This window comes from Rhodococcus sp. (in: high G+C Gram-positive bacteria), assembly GCF_049591685.1.
Taxonomy (GTDB): Bacteria; Actinomycetota; Actinomycetes; order Mycobacteriales; family Mycobacteriaceae; genus Rhodococcoides.
In genome coordinates, this window is record NZ_JBAWFH010000345.1 from 1 (window position 1) to 9,649 (window position 9,649).

Annotated in this window: 10 protein-coding genes; 6 read left to right on the top strand and 4 right to left on the bottom strand. The window is 65.3% G+C overall.

Translation table 11 applies throughout. From position 1 onward, the window contains the following. Both WBQ44_RS14500 and truB read left to right on the top strand, forming a co-directional pair. Positions 1–408, top strand: a 408-nt coding sequence (locus WBQ44_RS14500) for a 4'-phosphopantetheinyl transferase family protein (protein ID WP_495567375.1), incomplete at its 5' end; no start/stop codon positions are given. A gap of 55 nt (positions 409–463) precedes the next feature. Beyond that, positions 464–1,414: a tRNA pseudouridine(55) synthase TruB gene (gene truB, locus WBQ44_RS14505; RefSeq protein WP_495567376.1), complete on the top strand. Its 951-nt coding sequence runs from the start codon at positions 464–466 to the stop codon at positions 1,412–1,414. Between the two features lie 13 nt (positions 1,415–1,427). Here the strand turns inward: truB and WBQ44_RS14510 are convergent, their stop codons facing one another. Genes WBQ44_RS14510 through WBQ44_RS14525 form a run of 4 tightly spaced genes read right to left on the bottom strand, consistent with a single transcriptional unit; the run spans position 1,428 to position 4,732 of the window. Then, positions 1,428–2,132 carry a metal-dependent transcriptional regulator gene (locus tag WBQ44_RS14510; RefSeq protein ID WP_495567377.1) on the bottom strand — a complete coding sequence of 235 codons (705 nt, stop codon included), beginning with the start codon at positions 2,130–2,132 and terminating at the stop codon, positions 1,428–1,430. Between the two features lie 48 nt (positions 2,133–2,180). Then, positions 2,181–3,035, bottom strand: coding sequence for a metal ABC transporter permease (locus WBQ44_RS14515; RefSeq protein ID WP_495567378.1), 855 nt, complete (start codon positions 3,033–3,035; stop codon positions 2,181–2,183). A 9-nt stretch (positions 3,036–3,044) separates the two neighbouring features. After that, positions 3,045–3,800 (bottom strand): metal ABC transporter ATP-binding protein, encoded by a 756-nt coding sequence (locus WBQ44_RS14520; protein ID WP_495567379.1) that lies wholly within the window; start codon positions 3,798–3,800, stop codon positions 3,045–3,047. Beyond that, a complete protein-coding gene (locus WBQ44_RS14525) occupies positions 3,797–4,732 on the bottom strand; it encodes a metal ABC transporter substrate-binding protein (RefSeq protein ID WP_495567380.1) in 936 nt (311 codons plus the stop codon). The genes WBQ44_RS14520 and WBQ44_RS14525 overlap by 4 nt, the downstream gene beginning before the upstream one ends. A gap of 103 nt (positions 4,733–4,835) precedes the next feature. Here WBQ44_RS14525 and WBQ44_RS14530 point away from each other — a divergent pair, with 103 nt between their 5' ends. The 4 genes from WBQ44_RS14530 to WBQ44_RS14545 all read left to right on the top strand — a co-directional run. After that, positions 4,836–5,804: a bifunctional riboflavin kinase/FAD synthetase gene (locus tag WBQ44_RS14530; RefSeq protein ID WP_495567381.1), complete on the top strand. Its 969-nt coding sequence runs from the start codon at positions 4,836–4,838 to the stop codon at positions 5,802–5,804. A 117-nt stretch (positions 5,805–5,921) separates the two neighbouring features. Next, on the top strand, positions 5,922–6,191 hold the full coding sequence (gene rpsO / locus WBQ44_RS14535; RefSeq protein ID WP_072802087.1) for a 30S ribosomal protein S15: 270 nt from the start codon (positions 5,922–5,924) through the stop codon (positions 6,189–6,191). A 333-nt stretch (positions 6,192–6,524) separates the two neighbouring features. After that, the gene (locus tag WBQ44_RS14540; RefSeq protein WP_495567382.1) at positions 6,525–8,789 is read left to right on the top strand and encodes a polyribonucleotide nucleotidyltransferase; all 2,265 of its coding nucleotides are present in this window, start codon (positions 6,525–6,527) and stop codon (positions 8,787–8,789) included. Continuing rightward, positions 8,749–9,649 (top strand): M16 family metallopeptidase (locus tag WBQ44_RS14545; RefSeq protein WP_495567383.1); only part of this gene is annotated, 901 nt, incomplete at its 3' end. The genes WBQ44_RS14540 and WBQ44_RS14545, both read left to right, overlap by 41 nt.

Consider the following 9,649-nt stretch of genomic DNA (forward strand, 5'->3'; position numbering starts at 1 on the left):
GGCTACCGCGGTGCAGTGTTGGGCTATTCGATGCAGGTTCGATCGGTGGGAATCGACGCCGAGCCGCACGGCCCACTGCCCGACGGTGTGCTCGACGCCGTGAGCGTGGCCGCGGAACGAGATTGGCTGACGACGGTGGACAGCGCCGAGATGCATTGGGACAGGCTGCTGTTCTGCGCCAAGGAAGCGACGTACAAGGCGTGGGAACCGCTGACCGGTCGTTGGCTCGGGTTCGAAGATGCCCACATCACGTTCGAGAAGACCAGTACGGGTGACGTGCACTCCGGCACCTTCCACTCCGAACTTCTCGTCCCGGGCAACACCCTCGACGGACCACCGTTGACCTCGTTCGACGGACGCTGGCTGGTGGAGGAGGGTTTGATCGTCACCGCAATCGCGGTCAGCTGACACCGAAGCCATGCGGGCATCCGTTCGCGATGTCCGTGGGGCACAATGACCTCTCGTGTCTGCACGTGGAAAGCTGTCCTCGGGTCTCGTCGGCGCCGGCCTGTTGATCGTCGACAAGGACGCCGGGGTGACGAGCCACGATGTGGTCGCCTCGTGTCGGAAGCTGTTGAAGACGCGCAAGGTCGGCCACGCGGGAACACTCGATCCGATGGCCACCGGCGTCCTCGTTCTCGGTATCGAACGCGCCACCAAGATGCTGGGTTTGCTTGCACTCACCACCAAGGCTTACACGGCGACCATCCGCCTCGGTCGCAGCACCACCACCGACGACGCCGAGGGCGAGACGATCGCCGACGTGTCCGCGTCCGGTGTTCGCGACGAAGACATCGCGGAACAGGTTGCCCTGCTGACCGGTGACATCGAACAGGTGCCGTCGAGTGTCAGCGCGATCAAGGTGGACGGTCAGCGCGCACACAAGCTCGTTCGAGCGGGGGAGGAGTTCACGATCCCGCCGAGGCGGGTGCACGTCTCACGCTTCGAGGTCATCGCTCGACGCGACATCACGGCCCCCCGTGAGGCCGATATGAACGAAGGCGACTTCGTCGACGTTGACGTCGAGGTCGACTGCTCGTCGGGCACGTACGTTCGAGCCCTGGCTCGCGATCTCGGTGCAGCGCTGGGCGTGGGTGGCCATCTCACCGTGCTGCGTCGCACGCGCGTCGGCCCCTTCACCCTGGGGCATGCGCGCACCCTCGACCGGCTCGCAGACAACCCGGCGGTGAGTATGGATATCGACGAGGCTGCGCGAACGGCGTTCGCGCACAGGCAGGTCGACGCGGACGAGGCGGAGGCGATCAGTCAGGGTCGATGGCTCGATCCGATCGGTCTTCCCGGGGTCTACGCGGCACTCGACCCCAGCGGGCACACCATCGCGTTGCTGCAGGAGAAGGGTAAGAGGGCGAGTTCGGTCATGGTGGTACGGCCTGCGACCCTGCGCGGTCTGTGACTCCCGCCGCGGCTCAGGACGGAATCATCCAGATCGCTTCTGCTGCACGCTGACCCAGGTCGAGGGTGGGATCGCTGTGCCCGAGGCGAATGGCGACGGTGCCGGCGTAGTCGCGCCGTTCGACGACGGTGATCGTGAGATCGAGGGTGATGCCCACCGAGTCGAAGTAGCGCAACATCGCGGGATCCGAGTCGGAAATACGCGCGACTCGTCCGTGCTGCCCGTCAACGTACTCGCTCAGCCGGGTGGCCTCGGGCGAGGTGATTGCACCGTCGACCGAGGGGATCGGGTCGCCGTGCGGATCACGTTGCGGGAAGCCCAGTTTCGCATCTATTCTCGCCACCATCAGATCCGATACCGCGTGCTCGAGGATCTCGGCTTCGTCGTGCACCTCGTCCCACCCGTAGCCGAGTTCGCGCACGAGGTAGGTCTCGATCAGGCGGTGGCGACGAACCATGACCATGGCAGCGGCGCGGCCGCGTTCGGTCAAAGAGATGGCCCCGTAGCGGGCGTGATCGACCATGCCTTGATCGGCGAGCTTTCGGATGGCCTCGGACACAGTGGACGCCGACACCCCGATGCGCTCGGACAACATCTTGGTGCTGACTGCGTCCTCGCTCCACTCGCTGGCGGTCCAGATGACTTTCAGGTAGTCCTGCGCGACAGCCGACAGTTGCACGTCGTCGGCCGCCACAGGCACGTCTGTTCGTTCGACCACGGGGAGAGCTTAGGCAATCCAACGGGAAATGACACCTCCCGTGGCCGGTCAGGCGACGACGACGTCTCGACGGCGCAGTCTGCGGGTGACGATGCCCTGGTTGGGACTGAACAGGTACGCGAGGGTGAACACCAGGCCCTGCGCCAGGACGACGCTTCCTCCGGAAGACACGTCCAGGTAGAAGCTGACGTAGATGCCGACGATCGCGCAGCCGACGCCGATGGCAGGCGCCAGCACCAGCATGCGTCCGAAACGATGGGTGAGCAGGTATGCGGTCGCGCCCGGGGTAATGAGCATCGCCACTACGAGGATGACGCCGACCGCCTGCAGTGCGACGACGGTGGTGAGAGCCAGGAGCGTCAGCATCAGTCCGGAGAGGATGGTGGGTGAGATACCGACTGCACGCGCCTGCGTGCGGTCGAAGGCGAACAACGTGAAATCTCGTCGCTTGGCGACCATGACCACCAGGGCGACGCCGCCGAGCCCGAAAACCTGCCACATGTCGCCCTGCGAGACGCCCAGCAGATTTCCGAACAGGATGTGGCCCAGGTCGATTTGACTCGGGAATTTCGAGATCAGCACGACGCCGAACGCGAACAGTGTCGTGAACACAACTCCGATGGCAGCGTCCTCCTTGACCGGCGTCGTGTTGCGCACGACGCCGATTGCACCGACGGCGATGAGGGCGAACAGCAGGGCGCCGATGGCGAACGGAGCGCCGAGCAGGTACGACAGTGCGACTCCGGGGAGAACGGCGTGGGAGACGGCATCACCCATCAGCGACCACCCGATGAGGACGAGCCAGCAGCTGAGCACCGCGCACACGACCGATGCAACGACGGTGACCAACAGTGCGCGTTGGATAAAGGTGTATTGCAGGGGTTCGACCAGAAAATCGACCACGAACACGGTTCAACTCGCTTCCGGGGTGCGTGCGCGCAGGGGGTCGAGACCGAACGCCAGCGCGAGGTTCTCGGGTCGTAACACCTCGTCCGGTGTTCCGTGCATCAGGACGCGTTGCTGCAGCAGGATCGCCTCGTCGCAGAGTTCGGGGAGCGCATGCAGGTCGTGAGTAGACACGAGGACCGACGCACCGGCTGCCGTGAGTTCGCGTAGAAGCCGCGTGATGGTGGCCTCGGTGCGCTTGTCGACTCCGGCGAACGGCTCGTCGAGCAACAGCAGCGACGCCTCCTGCGCTATTGCTCGCGCGACGAACGCCCTCTTGCGTTGGCCGCCCGACAATTGACCGATCTGCCGGTCGGCGAGATCGGTCAGGTCCACCCGGTCGAGGGCGGCCGTGACGGCATCGCGGTCGCGAGCGCGGGGCGTGCGCATCCAGTTCTGCTTCCCGTAGCGGCCCATCATCACCACCTCGCGCACGCTGACCGGGAACGTCCAGTCGACGGATTCGCTCTGGGGGACGTAACTGACCAAGCCGTCGCGACGCGCTTTGGCCGGTGGTCCGCCGAAGATCGAGATCGATCCGGCGTCCGGTCGTACGACGCCCATGACGGCCTTGAAGAGTGTCGATTTCCCGGAGCCGTTCATCCCGACGAGGCCGCACACCCGGCCCGGCGCCAGTGTGAGACTCGCGTCGACCAGCGCCGTGACGTCGCGATACCGCACGCCGACGCCTGTCACCTCGAGAGCGGGTGGCGCTGTGGTCATCGTCGGTCTCCCCGTAGTGCGTCGGTGATGATGCGGACGTCGTAGGTCAGCAGATCCAGGTAGGTGGGCACAGGGCCGTCGGTGCCCGAGAGCGAGTCGACGTACAGGTTGCCTCCGAAGCGTGCACCGGTGTCCTCGGCGACCTGCCGCTGCGCCTTGTCCGAGACCGTCGATTCGCAGAAGACGGCCGGAACCTTGTTGTCGATGACGAAGTCGATCGCTGCGACCACCTGTTTGGGTGTGCCCTCCTGCTCGGCGTTGACCGGCCAGAGGTACGCCTCCTGCAGGTCGAAATCCCGGGCGAGGTAGCTGAATGCCCCTTCGCACGTCACCAGGGCGCGTTGCGCAGAGGGCAGGCCGCCCAGGCTGGCGCGTAGTTCGTCCCCGACAGCGCGCAGTCGAGACTTGTACGACTCGGCGTTGGCGCGGTAGTCGGCCGCGTGACCCGGGTCCAGGCGGACGAACGCCGCCGCGATGTTGTCGATGTAGGTCTGCGCGACTACGGGGGACATCCACGCATGCGGATTCGCGCGACCCGCGTAGGCGTCGTCGCGTACGAACACCGGGTCGACTCCGTCGCTGACGACCGCGTGGGGTGCAGGGACCCGTTCGACGAACTTTTCGAACCAGGCTTCCAGGCCGAGACCGTTGTCGAGAATGAGTTCGGCCTGCTCTGCGCCTCGGAGGTCGCCGGGGGTGGGCTCGTAGCCGTGGATCTCCGCGCCTGCCTTGGTGATGGACTCCACGCGTAGATGATCTCCGGCCACATTACGAGCCATGTCTGCCAGAACGGTGAAGGTGGTGAGCACGAGCGGTCGGCCGTCGTCGACGACGGTTACCATCTCGTCCTCCCCGACGGTGTGTGCGCAGCCGGCCGCGGTGAGGACGACCACCAGCGCCACCGCGAACAAGCGAAGAAATAAGTTCGGCACACCGAAATCTTGGCAGAGTGTTCGCGGGTTTGTCCACAGGTGTTCGCCGTGACACGCCGGTCCGGAAGTGACCACGCGAACCGCGGGCCGTAGTCTTTCCCTCGTGCAGAGATGGCGAGGTCTCGACGATGTACCTGCCGACTGGGGTCGTTGTGTTCTCACGATCGGCGTATTCGATGGCGTGCACCGCGGTCACGCGCAGCTCATATCCCGCGCGGTGACAGCGGCCGCGAAGCGCGGCGTACCCAGCGTGCTGATGACGTTCGATCCACACCCCATGGAGGTCGTCCGTCCGGGGTCGCATCCGGCCCAGCTCACCACGCTGACTCGTCGCGCGGAGCTGGCAGAAGAGTTGGGTATCGACGTCTTCTGTGTCATGCCGTTCACGCCGGAGCTGATGAAGCTGACCGCCGAGCGATACGTCCACGAAATCCTCGTCGAGCGGCTGCACGCAGCCGAGGTCGTCGTGGGAGAGAACTTCACCTTCGGCAAGAAGGCGCTCGGCAACGTCGGGATGCTGCGCAAGATCGGTGAGCGATCGGGATTCGCCGTCGACGGAGTCAATCTGCTCGCAGAGCATGCGGTGACCTTCTCCTCCACCTACATCCGCTCGTGCGTCGACGCAGGTGACGTCACCGCAGCTGCCGCAGCTCTCGGCCGACCACACCGTGTCGAGGGCGTCGTCGTGCACGGCGACGGTCGCGGGCGCCAACTCGGCTACCCGACGGCCAATGTCGCCCCGCCCATGTATTCGGCGATACCCGCCGACGGTGTCTATGCCGCGTGGTTCACGGTGCTGGGCCCCGGTCCCATCATGGGAACCGTCACCCCCGGTGAGCGTCACCGCGCCGCGGTGTCGGTGGGAACGAATCCGACGTTCTCGGGCCGTACGCGCACCGTCGAGGCCTTCGTTCTCGACAGCGACGGCGACCTCTACGGTCAGCATGTGGCGGTGGACTTCGTCGAACGCCTGCGCGGCATGGAGAAATTCGAATCCATCGACGCTTTGATCGAACAGATGGGCCGGGACTCCGAGCAAGCACGCGAGGTGCTTGCCGACCTGACCGACTGATAGGCTGCATCCTCGGTGCACGCTGCGGTCCGTGGCGGCTGCACCCGGTTCATGTTCCCGCACCGCGAGAACGCGAGCTTCCATTCACGCGGACGTCAGTGATCAGGAGTTGTACCAGTGGCATTGACCACCGAAGAGAAGAAGGCCGTACTCGGCGAGTACGGCCTGCACCCGACCGACACCGGCTCGCCCGAGGCGCAGGTCGCGATGCTCACCAAGCGCATCGTCGATCTCACCGAGCACCTCAAGAAGCACAAGCACGACCACCACTCCCGCCGCGGCCTCCTGCTGCTGGTCGGACGTCGTCGTCGCCTGCTGAAGTACATCGCCAAGGTGGATGTCACCCGGTACCGTTCGCTCATCGAGCGTCTGGGACTGCGTCGCTAGATCGGGCGCCGACGCGCCCATGCTCTGGGCGGTCATCGAAATAGTGCAGTAGCCAACGAGGCAGTGCTTAGACTGTTCCTCGTTGGCTATCTGTGTTGGAGCGCCAGCAAGACAAGCGGACACATGGGTGTCCGCACATCGCCGTGCACGCCCGACACGCGAAGTGGAGTCGGTCCTCGGTAGTGGCCTGGAGCGGACGCATTCTCGTCCGCCGGGCTTCGATCGATGGCCGCCCCTACTCGAACACCCGCAGCCCGGGCCGCCACATCGGCGGCCGGCGGCACGCGGGTCGTCGGTGCGGTACGGCAAAGACGAGAGGACGAGAAGAAGAGAATGACGGAAACCACAACTGTAGAGGCCGAAGAGGGCGTCTACGAAGCAACTGCCGTGATCGACAACGGTACGTTCGGCAAGCGCAGCATCCGCTTCGAGACCGGACGTCTCGCGCAGCAGGCCGCAGGCGCAGTCGCCGCGTACCTCGACGAAGACACCATGCTGCTGTCGGCAACGACCGCAGGCAAGCACCCCCGCGAAGGATTCGACTTCTTCCCGCTGACGGTCGATGTCGAAGAGCGTATGTACGCAGCCGGACGTATTCCCGGATCGTTCTTCCGCCGCGAAGGACGCCCGTCCACCGACGCGATTCTGACCTGCCGGCTCATCGACCGGCCGTTGCGTCCGACGTTCGTCGACGGACTCCGCAACGAGATCCAGGTCGTCATCACGGTTCTGAGCCTCAACCCGGCCGACCTGTACGACGTCGTCGCCATCAACGCCGCCTCGGCGTCCACGCAGATCGCCGGCCTGCCCTTCGCCGGACCGATCGGTGGCGTTCGCGTTGCTCTGATCGACAAGCAGTGGGTCGCGTTCCCGACCAACGAGCAGCTGGAAGCGGCCGTGTTCAACATGGTCGTCGCCGGCCGCATCGTGTCGGGCACGGGCGCGGATGCCGACGTGGCCATCATGATGGTCGAAGCAGAAGCAACCGAGAACGTCATCGAGCTCATCGAAGGTGGCGCAACGGCCCCCAACGAGGCAGTCGTCGCCGAAGGCATCGAAGCATCGAAGCCGTTCATCGCCGCACTGTGCACCGCACAGCAGGAGCTGGCCTCCAAGGCCGCCAAGCCCACCGGCGACTACCCGGTCTTCCCGGCGTACCAGTCGGATGTTTTCGAAGCCGTCGAGAGCGCAGCGAAGATTCCGCTCAACGACGCGCTGACGATCGCAGGCAAGGCCGAGCGCGAGAGCAAACTCGACGAGGTCAAGGCCCAGGTCCTGGAGCAGGTCGCAGACCGGTTCGCCGGGCGCGAGAAGGAGATCGGCGCAGCATTCCGCGCCCTCACCAAGAAGTCTGTGCGCCAGCGCATCCTGACGGACCACTTCCGTATCGACGGCCGCGGAGTCACCGACATCCGCTCGCTGTCCGCCGAGGTTGCCATCATCCCGCGCACCCACGGCAGCGCACTGTTCGAACGCGGCGAGACGCAGATCCTCGGCGTCACCACGCTGGACATGGTCAAGATGGCGCAGCAGGTCGACTCACTCGGACCTGAGACTTCCAAGCGCTACATGCACCATTACAACTTCCCGCCGTACTCCACCGGCGAGACAGGCCGTGTCGGTTCGCCGAAGCGTCGTGAAATCGGCCACGGTGCGCTAGCCGAGCGTGCGTTGCTGCCGGTTCTGCCGAGCCAGGCGGAATTCCCGTACGCGATTCGTCAGGTCTCCGAGGCGCTCAGCTCCAACGGATCCACCTCCATGGGCTCGGTCTGTGCTTCGACGCTGTCGCTGCTCAACGCCGGTGTGCCGCTGCGTGCTCCGGTTGCCGGTATCGCCATGGGTCTGGTCTCCGACGAGGTCGACGGCGAAATCCGCTACGTCGCACTGACGGACATCCTGGGCGCAGAAGATGCGTTCGGCGACATGGACTTCAAGGTCGCGGGTACCAAGGACTTCGTCACGGCACTGCAGCTGGACACTAAGCTCGACGGAATCCCGTCCAAGGTTCTCGCCGGCGCGCTGTCGCAGGCCAAGGACGCTCGTACGACGATCCTCGAGGTCATGGCCGAGGCCATCGACGCTCCGGACGAGATGAGCCCCTACGCACCGCGCGTCACCGCGATCAAGGTGCCCGTCGACAAGATCGGTGAGGTCATCGGGCCCAAGGGCAAGATGATCAACTCGATCACCGAGCAGACCGGTGCCAACATCTCGATCGAAGATGACGGCACCGTCTACGTCGGTGCAGCGGACGGTCCGTCCGCACAGGCCGCGATCGACATGATCAACGCCATCGCCAACCCGCAGCTGCCCAAGGTGGGCGAGCGTTTCCTCGGCACTGTCGTCAAGACGACGGCGTTCGGAGCATTCGTCTCGCTTCTCCCCGGTCGCGACGGCTTGGTCCACATCTCCAAGCTCGGTGGCGGCAAGCGCATCAACAAGGTCGAAGACGTCGTCGCCGTCGGATCCAAGTTGCGCGTCGAGATCGCCGACATCGACAACCGCGGCAAGATCAGTCTCGTCCCGGTCGAGGACGACAACGCGGCTCCCGCAGCCGATGCGGCCACCGAAGCACCTGCCGAGGCAACCGCTGAGTAAGAGCAACCCGGGCAGAACGGTACGTCCGCTTCGGGCGTACCGTTCTGCCGTTTCGGAATCCGACAAGCCCGTGGTGGGTGTCCAACGCACCACGCTGCCCGGTGGTCTTCGAGTCGTCACCGAGTTCGTACCCGGCGTTCGTTCTGCGTCCGTCGGTGTCTGGGTCGGTGTGGGGTCGCGCGACGAGCAGCCCAGCGTTGCGGGGGCCGCGCACTTTCTCGAGCATCTGCTCTTCAAATCCACGCCGACGCGCACTGCACTCGATATTGCGCAGGCCATGGACGGTGTCGGAGGCGAGCTCAACGCCTTCACCTCCAAGGAGAGCACGTGCTTCTACGCACACGTGCTGGACGACGACGTTGCCCTGGCTGTCGACCTGGTGTCCGACGTCGTGCTTCGCGGACGCTGTCGCACCGCCGACGTCGATGTCGAACGGCAGGTCGTGCTCGAAGAGATCTCGATGCGGGACGACGATCCCGAGGACCTTCTGGGCGATCTGTTCCTCGAAGCCATGTTCGGCGATCACCCCGTCGGACGTCCCATCATCGGCACCGTGGAATCGATCGAGTCGATGACGCGTGCGCAGTTGCGTTCGTTCCACGTCCGTCGGTACACGCCCGATCGCATGGTTGTAGCGGTGGCCGGCAACGTCGACCACCGTCGCATCGTCTCGCTCGTCAAAAGAGCCTTCGGCGGCCACCTCGTGAAGGGCGTGCACTCGGCTGCGCGCCGCGAGGGCGCGGTGCGGTTCCGGCATCGACCGGGCCTCGAGTTCGTGCGCCGCGACAGCGAGCAGGCGCATCTGTCCCTCGGCGTCCGCGCGTTCGGTCGCCACGAGGGTCACCGATGGGCGCTGTCGA

Excerpts from the sequence above, each read along its gene's own strand:
- WBQ44_RS14520 (WP_495567379.1), bottom strand. The coding sequence starts at position 3,800 with ATGACCACAGCGCCACCCGCTCTCGAGGTGACAGGCGTCGGCGTGCGG.
- WBQ44_RS14540 (WP_495567382.1), top strand. The coding sequence starts at position 6,525 with ATGACGGAAACCACAACTGTAGAGGCCGAAGAGGGCGTCTACGAAGCA.